Origin of the sequence: Clostridium sp. AF35-15 (assembly GCF_003477745.1) — a bacterium.
Lineage (GTDB): Bacteria > Bacillota > Clostridia > Lachnospirales > Lachnospiraceae > Otoolea > Otoolea fessa.
Window position 1 is genome coordinate 143,840 of the sequence record NZ_QUDY01000004.1, and the last position, 13,154, is coordinate 156,993.

The following is a 13,154-nucleotide window of genomic DNA, read 5'->3' on the forward strand; positions in this document are numbered from 1 at the left end:
GATTAGACTGCGCCTTCCGGAACCTGCGGAAAGGCCAGATCCTCAATCGTTCCATACTGAAGAGCCGCATTTCTCTCTTCCTCTGCCCAAAGTCTGCTTGGATGATTGGAAAAATTGATAAACATAGTAACATCCCCCTCATTTTTATCTCTATCTTATCTTAAATCCTCTTTCTTCTTCACAGGGAATCTCTGTGATCTCCATATCCGCCACGTTGATCCATCTCTGTTGCTGAATCCGATCTAACATTTCCCGAATGGAAGCTTCGCTTCCCTGCACTTCCATCTCCACTCTTCCGTCCCACAGGTTCTCCACCCAGCCGGCCAGGCCAAGGGACTGGGCGATATAAAAGGAGCGGTAGCGGAAGCCGACGCCCTGGACATCACCTGAAAAAAAGATGTGTTTTCGTACCATAATTTACATCTCCTCCGGATACTGAAATCCCCATTCTTTTCTGAATTCCGTCATCATACCCATCACATCTTTTGTATAATCCAAATGCATGCATTCTGCATCCCCACGGATGGCTTTCTCCATATCCGCCAGCTCATAGGCCAGCGCATCTGCATGCTCACCGGTCTGAATCACTTCCGTTTCTCCGGAATCTGTATAGGTGATTCTCGCTTCCCAGGCTCTCGGATATTCCATGATTTCTATATATCCCTTTTCACAGGATACCATGCCTCTTTTCGGCTGCTTGGAATGCAGCGACAACATGACAGATGCCATCTGGCCTTCCTGATTCATCAGCAGCAATCCTGCCTGTTCATCCACTCCTGTAGGTGCCGGTTTTACCTGGGATAAAAGCTGATCCGGCTTGGAATCCATAAACCAACGGATAAAGGAAAGCGCGTACACCCCGATATCCAGCATGGCACCTCCTGCCAGGTTTTTATTAAAAAAGCGGTTGTTCATATCATATTCTTTGAAGCTTCCAAAATTCATAGTAATCAGATTCACCTTTCCAAGTTTCCCTGACTCAAGAATCTCTTTAAGTTTTTTATAAATCGGCATATGATAAATCGTCATGGCCTCACCTATGACAACACCCTTTTTATCCGCCAGAGCAATTGCCTCATCCAGTTCCCGGCTGTTTAAGGTGATAGATTTTTCGACCAGAATGTGCTTTCCATTCTCAATTGCCCTGCGCATAAAATTAATATGGGTATTATGGGGAGTTGTGATATAGATTACATCAATATCCGGGTCTGTAAACATGTCATTATAATTATCATATACCTTTTTTATCCCATATTTTTCTGCAAATTCAACCGCTTTCTCATGGGTTCTGTTACCCACCGCATCGATGTTTCGCCCGTTTTTCTTTAAGGCCACGGCCATTTCATTTGCAATCACTCCGGTTCCAAGAACTGCCCATCTGATGTTCTGCATGTATCTCTTACCTTTCTTTATCCAACTAGCACTCCACCGCTACCTTAATCACTCCATCTTTCTTGTTCTCAAAAAGCTCGTATGCATCTTCGATCCGGCTAAGCGGATAGGTATGGGTAATAAGCGGTTCCGTATCGATCTTGCCCTCTGCAATGAGGCGAAGCGTCTCCTCACAGTCGCATCCATCTACACCGCCGGTTTTAAAGGTAAGATTCTTGCCATACATATCCGGAAGCGGCAGCGTCTGGGCTTCGTCATAAAGCGCTACCACTGTGACGATTGCATTAGGCCTTGCACATTCCCAGGCTAACCGGAAAGTAGAGGGAGCTCCTGCCACCTCAAGGACTACATCGGCTCCGCCATGATCACTGTTTTTCTGAACATATTCCAGACATTCCTCCGGTGAAACGGTGTATACATCCGGATAATGCTCCTTTATAAAGCGGATACGGTTTTCATCTTTCTCGCAGACAATGATTCGTTTCGGTTTCTTTAACATTACGCATAGAAGGGTACAAATACCCGTCGGACCGGCACCGATGATCAGAACTGTATCTTTCTCCGTGATCTCAGAGATTCTCGACGCCCAATAACCGGTCGCCAGCACATCTCCCACAAACAGTGCCTGCCGGTCTGTCACTCCATCCGGAATCTTATTTAATCCCTGATCTGCAAATGGAACCCGCACATATTCGGCCTGTCCGCCATCGATACGGCATCCCAGGGCCCAGCCGCCATTCTCCTCCGTACAGTTATTTACATATCCATTTTTACAGAAAAAGCATTCACCGCAGAAGGTCTCTACGTTTACAGTGACCCTGTCCCCCGGCTTCACATGGGTCACCGCTGCCCCAACTTCTTTCACAATTCCTACCATCTCATGGCCGACTGTAATTCCAGGGACCGCCCGCGGCACACTTCCGTGTTTGATATGCAGATCACTGGAACAGATGCTGGCCAGTGTTACCTTTACAATCGCATCCCGTTCGTGCATAAGCACCGGTTTTGGTTTTTCCACTAATTCAAACTTTCCCTTAGAAATATATGTATATGCCTGCATTGCTTAACCCCCTTCTTTCTATTATTCATACTGAATCCTATTATAGGCGAAACTTGGGGTTATTAGCAAGATTTGCCGTAAAAAACATGCTTCTGCTTCATTGAAACATTCCGCGTACATGATGGCTAGTTCCAACTGCTGGCAGGCTCCGGTATCATATGTCATTTTTTCAGAAAAACGTCCAAAGCGAGTTGCCTGCGCAAGGTTCCATTTTTCAAGGATCACCTGCATCTGCTGGTTTGTCCGTTTCAACTCATCCGTAAGAACAGCCAGCTGGCTACGTAATTCTTTTTCCTGCTCCATGCTTTCAAGCAAGAGCTGCAGGATATCTTTTTTATTCAGTTTTGCCAGCTGTTCTTTTGATAACGCAAGTGCCATACGGACGATCAGTCTCCTTCGCTTTTATGGATCCAGTATAACAGAAGAAGCGAAAAAACACAAAAATCAGACCGATATCTTTTCGGTATTTTGACGGTGGAAAACTCCTGCTCCAAAAGCAGTTCTTTCTGTAGAGAATACCTTCCAGGCTGCCTGAAAACAGGTGGATCCGGCTTACTTTTCATGTGGCAGAGAAGACTGTCCACAATTCATGTTAAGCGGATAAAAAACAGAACTTTTTATCCCCATACAGGCTTTCGAATCAAACAGAAAACTTCTCTGTTTTGTACAAAAGTCACACTGGATGTTTTGGATCGATCTTATGGACAGATGGATCTATGGAGTATCCGCTCATGAGCAGATGATACTGCTCCGAAGTGATGTTCCGGGCTTCCGCTTCCGATCGGGGCCATTGAAAAGTTCCCGCCTCCAGCCGCTTATAAATAAGCAGGAAGCCGTCTTCCTCCCAGACCAGCCCTTTGATCTTCCGGTTACTGGAACCACAGAAGAATTTGAGCGTTAACATTTCATTTGGATCAGCTGTTACAGACCTCTGCACAGGGAACTGCTTTGGCTGCGTTACTTCAACAAAGCCGCTTTCTACAAGCAGGGCCTCTTTCACTTTGCGGAGCCAGTAATAATAAGAGTCTCATGAAAGCTGATGCTGTGCACAATAATCTTTGACAGACAGACCAGATTCGTTGCGCTCCTGAATAATAGCAGCCCAGTTTTTTACACGGATCTGTGCTGTGGCAAGTTTGGTGTTCATAATTGACCTCCTAGTGTGAAAAATGGGAAAAGTGTATTGTACAACTTTTCCAACATTATCTCAAACTTGGAGGTGTAGTTCTAGAGATGTGTGGTTTACTATTTACGATCGAAATGTTCCAAGACAAACTCAAACCAGATAAATAAGCACGACAAAAGCCCTTAGCTATGAGTTTTATACCCACAGCTAAGGGCTTTTTAGATAAATATGGATTTATTTGTTGCACAACCACCTGTCAATCATTCTCTAACCCTAAAACCACTGGATTACAAGAATAATGGCTCTCATGCAACCGTTATCAAATTGTTATCAAAAGACTTTTAAAAGTGCTGCAAACCCGCATAAACGCTGGATTTACTAAACATTTTTGTTTATTCAAACTCGGCAAGTCCAAAGATATTATTAAATATATTTGTTTAAGTTTTGTATCTTTTTTGCCGTTATTTTATTTCAGTTGCATATATTATTTGGGCTTGCTGATTTTCTGTTGCCAATTTGTTGCCACTTCATTATAACCGGCACAAAAATATTTTACAACCTTTATTCCAACTTCTTACAAAACTTTATATTATATAAATCTCATTTTCTAAGAACCATCCATTCGATAATGCTGTAGCTTTAACCAGCTCTTCATTTTCTGTATAAGCAACAACAGCTAAACTATTTTCTGCTCTTGTACACGCAACATAAAAAAGACGCGCTGTTCGTGTAATACCAGTATCTTTACCATCACGTTCATTTTTTATATCCGTGTCGCTCTGTGCTTTCACTCCAAACAATTTCTCATAGCTGAATAAAAAACCTTTAGCTTGTGCGTCATCCAGAATGACCATAACTCTAGGGAATTCTAACCCCTTAACACCTTGATGTGTAGCGAAACGTGTATTATCAGAAACATATAATGCATATCTTTCTACTTCGTAAAATGGCACAGACAGCGCTGTTCTCAGCGCTGTTATCTTCTCATCTTCATCTTGAGAATACTCTGTTAATAATTCATCTATACGACTCCCAACATCAAATAATCCTGTATTTTGAATAGATTCCAGGACTTCTAAACAAGTTAGATTTTTTTCATCATTCCAAAGTTGCATCAAAGTCTCCACTGCTTCTTCAGCATTTTTCAGCAATTCTGTTTGGTCTTTAAATTCCTCTACGAAAGCATCTTTACTTAATAAAGGAGAATTTTTCCTAACGATTTTGGCAACTTCAAAATCATTTCCAATCTTATAAGCTTTCACTAAAGGAGATACAATCTTTGATAAAATCGATAATTCTAATATTGAACCATCACGTAATGATGTATCAAATTTTTTTGAATCATTTAAGGGCATATATAATTCAGAAAATCCAAATCTACTTGCTGCCATATGGTGCTCAAGAATCAAACTTTTGTACTGATCATCATCATTCCACCCAACGTCACCAGTATCTTGTGCCATCATTTCTGCAACTTTTTTTTCTATATACTCCTTGTCTTTCGATTCTGAAGTAATAAATAATCGTACTATCCCCTCGTCTGCATCGTCTCTCGCTCGTTGTTTTTTGTCATCTACAGTACTTCTTATCGAATTAGCTAAAGTGACAATACGTTTTGCACTTCGATGATTCATTATTTTAACAGGTTTTATCCAATTATCCGGAATACATTTAGCAAGATCTTCTTTTCCATCCATATATATCTTTTGCATAGTATCGCCAAACATTCCAACAATAAATTTCCCACTGTATTTTTCACACACAATTAACAACGCATCAATCAATTCCTTTTTGGTATCTTGACTTTCATCAATTAATAAAATTGGATATTTTGAAGTTAAAATATCCTGCATAGTTGGTTCTGTTGCAATAAACTCCGTGCTCATTTTAATGACTTCACTATGACTAAGCGAATCATATCCAACATTGTCTCCATTAGGATTGTACGAAAATTTTTGTACTGTTCTAATTTTAGCAAGCCTATCCATCTTCTTTTTTATCTTCTCTTCTCTTTTTTCGCCTGCTTTGCTTCCAGTTTTCTTAGTCTTCTTTCTTTGAAGTTCCTCAATCTCCTTTTGAACAGATTCTACAAGCCATGACTTTATATCTGCTTGATAGTATTTTATCAAATCCCATAAAAAGCTATGTATTGTAGACACAGAAAAAATTGTTTTGTACTGTAGCCTCCTAGATATTTCATCACATGCCGCATTTGTATAAGTAATCACTGCAACCTGTTTACCGTTCATTAAAAGATTTTCGCCTTGTTCTCTATCTAAAAAATTCAATGTGTTTATGAGACTTCTCGTCTTCCCCGAACCAGCTCCTGCAAATACAAAAAAACATTTTGGATTTTTTGTAGAAAAGCAATCTTCTATCTCCTTATCCACATGATCATCAACATGATCATCCCCATAACTTTTTTCTAACGGTATTTCTTTTTTCATTATTTTATTCCTCTGGATCTAAATATGTTTGTAACCATGCTAAACCTTCATCAATATACGTAGGAATTGTAAGTTCATTAGGGTCAATCGCATAAATCAAATCTAATGCAAATTCAGCTTTTTGATCTGATTTTCCATTGCGCAATGTTTCATATACTTTCTTGTGAAAAGTTTCAAAAGAATCTGCTGAATTAATTTCATCACATACACTCTTTATCAAACTACCTGTATCATCTATTGATAATTCTTTAAAAAGTTTATAATTTGTGTAAACAAGGCAATCTTCAAATGTACTCGCAATCGCCTCTTTATCGTCCCCTCCATAATCAATAATAACTGGTGTTTGATATGCAACTCGAATAGGATATTTATAAGGCGTTTCTCGTAATAGCTCTTTCTTTTCAAAAGGTAATGACAAAAGATTATCTAAATTTTTTTCTTTAAGAAGCCATTGAGTAATCGTATAATTACTACTAATCTCCCCTTTTCCACGTTCTGGAAAAATAGCTTTATGATGTCCTGTTGCTTCGGCTGAATCTATGTCTGCAATAACAAGTGTAGGTATACATAATTTTTCAATCAGCGGATTTAGTCGATGAGAATGTCTCCCGTTTATACTAAGAATTGATATATATCTTTGATATAATTTAGGATATTTATTCCGTATAAAATGTGGCACTAACATATTTTCTGCTGATCCCTCAACCAAAATCACAGCATCTGCAAAAAACAAATCACAATGTGTTGTTTGTAAATAGCGTGTTACAAATTTATCTGTTTCATCATTTTTGCCAAATACATCAGATAAATTTATCACTTTTGATGTTGCAATTATATTTGTTGAATTTTCTGCCAATCTTTTAAAATAACGCAAATCAGCGAAATTGCTTTCCCTTGCTATGTGACTTGAATGAGTACTGATTACTAGCTGCGTAGCAAAGTTACTATTTTCCTTTATAAATCTATGATTCGTCAAAACACTATATGCTTTACGAATAAATACTTGCTGCACCTGAGCATGTAAATGTGCTTCTGGTTCTTCAATTAAAACGATATGTAACGGCTCAATCACCAAACCTGAAGTTTTCTTTATCTGTTTTGCCTTCCCTTCATGCATCCAATCATCTCGAAACCTCATCAAATCAAAAACCATAGAGATAAGATTTTGATAGCCTAATCCATTATACTTTTCTGGTAATTTTAAAGTTGTATCACTCCTGCTAAGTGTGTACTGCACCGCCGCATCATGTTTTAAAGTTTCACCCATAACCATTTTAGTAGCGATTGTAAGTTTGGGATCGGCTATTCCTGGATATCCCAATTCCTCCAATTCACGAATTGCTGGTGCAAATTTAATAATAAGATTTTTATCAAACACTTGTCGTGCCTGTTCAGCAGCCTGTAAAATATCTAAATCTTCTGATGACGGAGATTTCTCCGGATCAAGATGTTTTTCATAATAATCTCGCATTTGCTCAGATAACTGTTTTTGAGATTTTGTTGTTCCTTCCGTATTATCTGGATCTGCAAATCCACGTTGTGCATCAATCATATCCACTTTAATAATTCTCTTTAATGGATTATCAATAAAACATTCCATTTCAAAAGGTGTTTCCTGAGGTATCTCTGTTTCTTCTCTTGCAGCATCTAAAATATATGTTTTAATCGAAAAATATGCATTGAGATTTTTCTCTAAAAACTCACATAAATTTTTAGGATATAATCTTATCTCAACATTTTTCTTAGCAGTCTCAGCTCTACGTGCTGCAAAATATTCCTCTCTGTAATCTGCAAATAATTTAGATATATCTTTTGGCAAAAATGCCAGTCTAGTACCCAACTTTCCTCCACGCCATTTCAATGTTGGAATGATATTTGCTACATAATGTATTTCATCACGCTCTACATCAAGCCATATATCCATTTTGGGAACTAAACTTTCCCACTCCATAAGAGTCGTAGGTTCTTTACTATCTTCTTGTATCCAACTATCACCAATTTTATTGATAGCTGAACGCTTCGATATAGTTATATCATTAAAGTTAAAGTTTCTATCTGCAAGAAACTTTCCGAGTGCATCCATAGCAGACGTTTTTCCGCTATTATTAGCCCCAACAAAAAGTGTCGTCTTTTCACTAAACTCTATATGACATTGTAAGAGTTTTCGAAAATTTTGAATAGTTATCGCCAGTATTCTCATATCTCATCTCCGCATTACTTTACAATTTTTTCACGAAATTCTTCTTTCTTTTCTTCCAATCCGACGCTCACTCAACTTAATCCATATATTTCTTAATGTAGTAACTTCAAATTCTGTTAATCCCAATCCTTCAATCAACAAAATCCGATCTGTATAATCAAGTACTTCCTCTATTTTGTCATCCCGAATTAATTTATCAATTTTAGTAACATCTAATTTTTCTGCATTCTTCATTGGAATTTTTAATTGACGTATCTCTCCTGGTTCAAATGTTAGAACACCACCACCATAGCTTCTCCCAGTAATTTCCGCCAATGCCAATGTAAAAGAATTTAAGAAAGCCGCTGCTACAAACTCAGGATTAACTCCATCTAAGAAACGCACTTTGTGAATTGTATCTGTGCTCACAGCATTTACATGATTTAATATAATTCGCGGATAACGATTAACCTGCCTTAAAATGAAGGCATCCGGCTCCCACGATTGTGGAACACAATACCAATTTTTTCTTATGCGACATTTATATCCTTTATTGTATCCTTGTTCTTCGCCATAATTAATATACTCTTGTTCTTCTTTACTAAGCTCTGAAAAAGGCAAATTTTTAGGCATAAACATGTACACTTTTTTTCCGTTTTCGATCAATGCCTTGAAATCTCGTTCTGACAAAATAACCCCTTTTAATTGCTCCGTTCTTCCAATGACCATACGAGTTGAATTAGCAAGCTGATACTCATCAACTGTGTTTCTATTTAACAAAAAGAACGAATTTTCTCCGCTTACTAAGCCTACATTTATTTCAAACAATTCTGTTGTAAACGGTATTTTTTCACTTTCCCTCAATCTTCTAATTAAATTTATTTCTCGATTTGTCAAATAGTATTTAATCCATTTTTCTGTACTATGATTAAGCTCTTTCATTTCATAATTATAAAAATTATTAAGGTCTAGTTCTTTTAAGTCATCTAAATCAGTTAATTCAATTACTTGAATTCCCTTATCCTCAGACTTTTTCTCTCCTAATAACAAAATCACTTCTTGTTGAATCTCTTCAAAAACCAATTTCTGAAAAGTAATTAATGTTAGTCTGTCAAAATATTGTGCTAAAAATTCTCTCGTTTCTCCTGCGTAATTTACTTGAAAGAGCTCTGCTGGAATAACCATTCCTAATCTTCCATTTTCACTTAACGCTAAACATGATAAAACCAAAAAAGGCAACCAAATATTAGTTAATTTTGTCGGATGAAATCCATTTTCTTTCATATAAGAGAATGCAATTTCTCTGGATTTTTCATCAAAATCTTGGTACCGAATGAATGGGGGATTCCCTACAATTGCATCATAGTTCCTTTTTCCAACAACCTTATCTCTATAAAATGCAAAAAAATCCTGGCATTCTACATTCGTACCATATTTCATCGCTTTCCTTGCTTCTTCAAGGCACAATTCTACTCCTGTAATATCTAAATTTAAATTAAGTTTCTCTCTTCTTTCTACTATAGCTTTTAAAAAATTTCCATCGCCGCAACTTGGTTCTAACACTTTCTTGGTATTCTTACTTATTATCCACTTACAAATAAATTCTGTAATAGCCTGTGGGGTGTAATATCCCCCACGCAACTTATCAAAACTTTTTTTACTCTTCATCTAAATCCTCTCGTCTACAATTCTCAGCTCCATATAATTTTGAAATTAATCCATCTAATTTTTTATCTTCTATTTGAATCAATCTCTTATACGTTTCTTTTTGAAGTTTTGTATGCTGTTCGTCTCTTTTATTTTTTAATTCCATAAGCTTCTTAACGGTATCAACTATCTCATCATGAAGTTTCACTTCATTTAAATCATCAAAGTTTATTCTATAGATTGGTAACTGTGCAACAAACTGTTTTCCATGAGAATAATAGTCCCCTCGAAATTTACTTGCTTTACTCTTTACTACCATTTCTATCATCCAATAATTCAATACTGCTTGAATGTAAAACAAGGATTCTCTTGTATCATCTTTCTTTTCTAATCCATAAAATGGTCCATTCCCTCCACCAGTAAAGCAAATTGTTCTGGCATCATATACATAATTTCCCTGAGTTGCTAAAACTGACCAAACTAAATGATCACCCTTTACAAACCTCTTTAAACTTTGGCTCCTACCAAATTGATACCAATTATTCTCCGACATATTGTTAATGCTACGTTTACATAATTCTTCTTTAAAGGAATCTAAATATTCCAATGTCTTAGGAAACAATTGTTTCATTTCATCCATGGAATATAATACTTGTTTCTTTTCCTTCTGATAATAAGGAAAAATAATTCGTCTATTTTCATTAATTTGGGCATATTTCTCTAGTTGCAAATCATAAATGCATGGTTTAGTAATTGCCGATTCAATTTGCCACTCTCTTCCTCTACAATCAATAAATTTTATAATCCCTTCTTTTTCTTCTTTTGGTTCAATAATATATATTGGATCTGCACTTGTTTGTAAACCGACAAAAATATCAACTAAAGATTCCAGCGGCTGACAATATTCTTTCTTTTTTTCTAAAGTTTGCACTATCTCATTTGATAAAAAAGTCCATGGTGCTACCCCAAGATATTCAATAGGGTATTCTTGCATGTCAACTGCTCCTGTTGCATAAAACCTATTAATATCTTTGACAAAACCAATTTCAAATGATTTCCGTTCTTTTTTTTCAACAAACAAAAGACAAGTGTATGTACTTCTTCCTTTAAAAACCTGCTCTGTACCAAAATGAATAATTTGTTTAACACATTTCATCTCTGATAGCATTTTCCGCAAGGAACTGCCCGATTTAATAAGCATAAATTTATGCGGAATTATATATCCCATTTTTCCATTCGCTTTTAATAGTGTCAATCCCTTTTCAAGGAATAAAAAATACTTGTCCAATAAATCTGTTCTTGCCGTTTCATACTCTGAAAATTCAGATTTATAATACTCATACTCGTTTTCAGAAAAGTGCACCATATTCTGTACTCGAATATATGGCGGATTTCCAACAATTGCATCAAATTTTTTCCCTGCAAACTCCGTTTCCCAATTGAAAATTTTAATTTTTTCAACCAATTCCGGATCCTCTAACAAATCCTGATTATATTGCATATACTTTTCATCTACAAGGCTATTACCATTTTTAATATTGTTATCTAGACTCGGAAGAATTCTGCAACCATTATTTTTTACAAAACATTCCATTTCATATAAAGAGCTTTCTTCAATAAGTTTAATAAGCAAACTAAATTTTGCAACCTCCACAGCCAAAATATCAATATCTACTCCCCATATGTTTTTCTGTAAAATCGTTCTCTTCTGTTCATACGACAACTTAAAATTATTTGCCGTGTCACGAATAAGTATTCCCCTTTGTATAGCTGTTTCCAAATCATTTTTCATATAATATTCAACATAACGATTTATAATAAATTCATATGCGGCAAGTAAAAAGTTTCCAGATCCACAACAAATATCTACTATTCTATAATTTCCCCATTCCGTAAATTTTTCATTTGTAAACAGCGGATTCAAAGTCGTTTTAACAATAATATCTGCAACATTCTTGGGCGTGTTTACCACTCCTTGTGAATCTACAATTTCTGGTTTTCTTTCTGCAACTACTGTTTTTTCTTTTATTACTATTTCTTCTTCCAAAAATAATTCATAAATTTGGCCAATAATAAATGGATCGACTATGCTAAACTCATAACAACTATTTGGATAGTACAATTCTTTAAAGATATCCACAAGTACACTATCAGATATTTCAAATTGTTCCCCATCAATCAATTCAAATAGTCCAGAGTCATACTTTTTATCTGCCGCCGCAAATACTTTTTTCAACTCCACATATGTACCTATATTTTTAAGGCTTTCATATTTTTCTAATTCTCGATCTTCACATATTCTTAAAAATACAATTCGATTAATCAATTTCTGAACGAAAATATTTAATGTTTCCTGATTAATCGTCGGATTATTTTCAAAAATATCCTCACTTAATACCAATCTCCATACCTTTATTTGTGATAAAAAATATTTATCAAATGGTTCCTTCTTTAGCGAACTGGATATATTCGCAAATGTTCTTTCAAAAGCTCCCGAAACCACCGTCTCATATGAAAGCAACCTAGATATCTCATCAAATTTATCTACATATTCTGTAAAATGGAAATGAGCAATCTGGGCAACTGAAGGTTTATCATTCTCGTTCGGTCTTACTGATGTATCATAGATAACCAAATCTGTAAAATTCGACAATACAGATATTTCTAGATTTCCATTCCAGCCGTACCGTCTAGTTTGAAATGCCGCTTCTTTGCTTGTCATGATATCTACATTAGGCTTTTTAGTTTCCAGAAAAAAATATGGTGTAGAACCTACATGAAATTCATAATCCGGCTTCTTTTTTACTTGTTTTCCGTTTTCCTCTACAAATACAGATGCCTCATGTTTTACTTCTCTTAAATGCTGCGGCAAATTCTTTTTATTTTGTACATCCCACCCTAATATTTCAAAAAAAGGATTTACAAAATCATTACGAACTTCTGTCTCATTGTAATCTGGTCTATTGTATTGTTTAAAGTGTTCCTGATAAGCTTCTACCAGTTTAAGCAATCTATCTTTTTGCATCCTTTTTCTCCTTTGCTTTTTTCACATTGAAAGTATCAATTTCAACTAAATCACCAATATCACAATTTAACTCATTACATATCTTTTCCAAAACAGTTAAAGTCACTGCTTCACCATTAGTCATTTTAGCAATAGTTCCATTACTAATTCCTGTTCTTCGCTTCAAATCCCCTTTTTTCATTCCGTTATCAATCAGAATTTTCCATAGTCCATTATATGAAATAGCCATCTCGCACCTCATGTTTTCTTCCGAATGTATGTTCTGTTTAGTATATCAT

General features: G+C 36.1%; 11 protein-coding genes. All 11 read right to left on the reverse strand.

Annotated elements, in window-relative coordinates; genetic code table 11:
• Nucleotides 1–2: 2 nt before the first annotated feature.
• Nucleotides 3–125 (reverse strand): hypothetical protein, encoded by a 123-nt coding sequence (locus DWZ76_RS15400; protein ID WP_022360385.1) that lies wholly within the window; start codon nt 123–125, stop codon nt 3–5.
• Between the two features lie 25 nt (nt 126–150).
• Nucleotides 151–414, reverse strand: a complete 264-nt coding sequence (locus DWZ76_RS06295) for an acylphosphatase (protein WP_182426641.1) — start codon at nt 412–414, stop codon at nt 151–153.
• Between the two features lie 3 nt (nt 415–417).
• Complete coding sequence (locus DWZ76_RS06300; protein ID WP_118472191.1) at nt 418–1,392, reverse strand: Gfo/Idh/MocA family oxidoreductase; 975 nt, start codon at nt 1,390–1,392, stop codon at nt 418–420.
• A 25-nt stretch (nt 1,393–1,417) separates the two neighbouring features.
• A complete protein-coding gene (locus DWZ76_RS06305) occupies nt 1,418–2,452 on the reverse strand; it encodes an alcohol dehydrogenase (protein ID WP_118472192.1) in 1,035 nt (344 codons plus the stop codon).
• Between the two features lie 21 nt (nt 2,453–2,473).
• Nucleotides 2,474–2,830 carry a hypothetical protein gene (locus DWZ76_RS06310; protein WP_118472193.1) on the reverse strand — a complete coding sequence of 119 codons (357 nt, stop codon included), beginning with the start codon at nt 2,828–2,830 and terminating at the stop codon, nt 2,474–2,476.
• Nucleotides 2,831–3,125: 295 nt separating this feature from the next.
• A complete protein-coding gene (tnpB, locus tag DWZ76_RS06315; protein ID WP_347474982.1) occupies nt 3,126–3,452 on the reverse strand; it encodes an IS66 family insertion sequence element accessory protein TnpB in 327 nt (108 codons plus the stop codon).
• Between the two features lie 710 nt (nt 3,453–4,162).
• Nucleotides 4,163–6,025: a UvrD-helicase domain-containing protein gene (locus DWZ76_RS06320; protein WP_118472194.1), complete on the reverse strand. Its 1,863-nt coding sequence runs from the start codon at nt 6,023–6,025 to the stop codon at nt 4,163–4,165.
• Between the two features lie 4 nt (nt 6,026–6,029).
• The gene (locus tag DWZ76_RS06325) at nt 6,030–8,225 is read right to left on the reverse strand and encodes an AAA family ATPase (RefSeq protein WP_118472195.1); all 2,196 of its coding nucleotides are present in this window, start codon (nt 8,223–8,225) and stop codon (nt 6,030–6,032) included.
• Between the two features lie 30 nt (nt 8,226–8,255).
• On the reverse strand, nt 8,256–9,872 hold the full coding sequence (locus DWZ76_RS06330) for an N-6 DNA methylase (protein WP_182430789.1): 1,617 nt from the start codon (nt 9,870–9,872) through the stop codon (nt 8,256–8,258).
• Nucleotides 9,862–12,876, reverse strand: coding sequence for an N-6 DNA methylase (locus tag DWZ76_RS06335; protein WP_182430791.1), 3,015 nt, complete (start codon nt 12,874–12,876; stop codon nt 9,862–9,864). Before DWZ76_RS06335 ends, DWZ76_RS06330 begins: the two co-directional genes overlap by 11 nt.
• Nucleotides 12,863–13,105, reverse strand: a complete 243-nt coding sequence (locus DWZ76_RS06340; protein ID WP_118472196.1) for a helix-turn-helix transcriptional regulator — start codon at nt 13,103–13,105, stop codon at nt 12,863–12,865. Before DWZ76_RS06340 ends, DWZ76_RS06335 begins: the two co-directional genes overlap by 14 nt.
• Nucleotides 13,106–13,154: the final 49 nt, after the last annotated feature.

Bases quoted from the DNA above. Each gene is read 5' to 3' on its own strand.
- DWZ76_RS06310 (WP_118472193.1), bottom strand. From the start codon at position 2,830: ATGGCACTTGCGTTATCAAAAGAACAGCTGGCAAAACTGAATAAAAAA.
- DWZ76_RS15400 (WP_022360385.1), bottom strand. From the start codon at position 125: ATGTTTATCAATTTTTCCAATCATCCAAGCAGACTTTGGGCAGAGGAA.
- DWZ76_RS06295 (WP_182426641.1), bottom strand. From the start codon at position 414: ATGGTACGAAAACACATCTTTTTTTCAGGTGATGTCCAGGGCGTCGGC.
- DWZ76_RS06330 (WP_182430789.1), bottom strand. From the start codon at position 9,872: ATGAAGAGTAAAAAAAGTTTTGATAAGTTGCGTGGGGGATATTACACC.
- DWZ76_RS06340 (WP_118472196.1), bottom strand. From the start codon at position 13,105: ATGGCTATTTCATATAATGGACTATGGAAAATTCTGATTGATAACGGA.
- DWZ76_RS06305 (WP_118472192.1), bottom strand. From the start codon at position 2,452: ATGCAGGCATATACATATATTTCTAAGGGAAAGTTTGAATTAGTGGAA.
- DWZ76_RS06300 (WP_118472191.1), bottom strand. From the start codon at position 1,392: ATGCAGAACATCAGATGGGCAGTTCTTGGAACCGGAGTGATTGCAAAT.
- DWZ76_RS06325 (WP_118472195.1), bottom strand. From the start codon at position 8,225: ATGAGAATACTGGCGATAACTATTCAAAATTTTCGAAAACTCTTACAA.
- DWZ76_RS06335 (WP_182430791.1), bottom strand. From the start codon at position 12,876: ATGCAAAAAGATAGATTGCTTAAACTGGTAGAAGCTTATCAGGAACAC.
- DWZ76_RS06320 (WP_118472194.1), bottom strand. From the start codon at position 6,025: ATGAAAAAAGAAATACCGTTAGAAAAAAGTTATGGGGATGATCATGTT.